This is a genomic window from Methanobrevibacter sp. 87.7 (assembly GCF_002208625.1).
In the GTDB taxonomy this organism is placed as follows: domain Archaea; phylum Methanobacteriota; class Methanobacteria; order Methanobacteriales; family Methanobacteriaceae; genus Methanarmilla.
Window position 1 is genome coordinate 1 of the sequence record NZ_MRCT01000264.1, and the last position, 1376, is coordinate 1376.

Genomic DNA, 1376 nt, shown 5'->3' on the forward strand with positions numbered 1-1376 from the left:
AGCTATTTTTTGGTTTTTATTTTCTTATTTTTTTGGTTTTTTTAGCTATTTTTTGGTTTTTATTTTCTTATTTTTTTAAATTTTTTGTTATTTCTTGTATTATTTTTACTATATTTATTATTTGATCTGTTTTACTAAAACTAGCTATGATCTAATTTAATTTTTAATTAGATTATTTAATTTATATTTTGTTTTAATTTATTATATTTTAGTTTAATTTAAGAATTCTGTACTTGTTTTTTATTTTTAATTTAAAATAAACTGTTAAAAATAATTTTAGCTTTATATTTTAACTATTATAAATTTATGATTTTCATTTTAAAAGTTTAAAATCTTATGTTTATTTGTTTATTATAAATATTTTAAAAATTATATATTGCTTTATTTTTCATTAAACTATATTTCTATACTTTATATTAAAATTTTAATTGATTTTTACTATTGTTTAAATAATTTAATTAATTTTATAAGTAATGAAAATATATATAGCATCAAAGTTTATTAAAAATTTATATTAGGTATGATAATTTTATGGTAGATAATAAATCAACGTTTAATAAAATTTATGATAAATTATTAGAAAATTATTCTTATCAAGGTTGGTGGCCATTAATTAACTATGAGGGTATAAATCCGACTAAAACAGGTTCAATTAAAGGTTATCATCCTGGTGATTATAATTTTCCAAGAAATGATAATGAAAGATTTGAAATTATTATAGGAGCTATTTTAACACAGAATACTTCTTGGCCTTCTGTTGAAAAATCATTACGTAATTTAAATAAATTAATTGATTTTAATAGTGAAAATTTTGCAGAAAACTTTTTAATTTTATTAAATGAAAAAAGTGATGAAGTTAAAAATGCTATTAAACCTGCAGGTTATTATAATCAAAAATTCAATTATCTTATTAATATTACTGAATTTTGTATTAGTTTAAATGGTAGGACACCTTCTAGATCTGAAATTTTAAAAGTAAAAGGTGTTGGTAAGGAAACTGCTGATTCAATACGTTTATTTGCTTATAAACAAAAAGAGATAATTGTTTCTGTATATTTAAAAAGAATTTTATTTTATTTAGGTTTTATTACTAAAAAAAATTCTTATAGTAAAATTAAAAAAGTTTTAGAAAAAAATTTTGAAGGTTCTGTGGAGGATTATCAAGAGTTCCATAGTTTAATTGTTGAACATGCTAAACATTTTTATTCTAAAAAACCTTATGGTGTTAATGACAATATTTTAAATGAATTTATATTGTAATTTTTGAATTTGTTCTATTTTTTATTAGTTAATTATTAAATTATTATTTAATTTTTAATTTTATTAATTTTTATTAGCTATTTTTAATTAATTAAAGATTTATTTCTTATTTAAGT

The 1376-nt window shown here is 17.2% G+C and carries 1 protein-coding gene; it reads left to right on the forward strand.

The features are described 5' to 3' along the window. Positions 1-531 precede the first annotated feature (531 nt). Positions 532-1260, forward strand: coding sequence for an endonuclease III domain-containing protein (locus BGI41_RS08120; RefSeq protein WP_088540195.1), 729 nt, complete (start codon positions 532-534; stop codon positions 1258-1260). Positions 1261-1376: the final 116 nt, after the last annotated feature.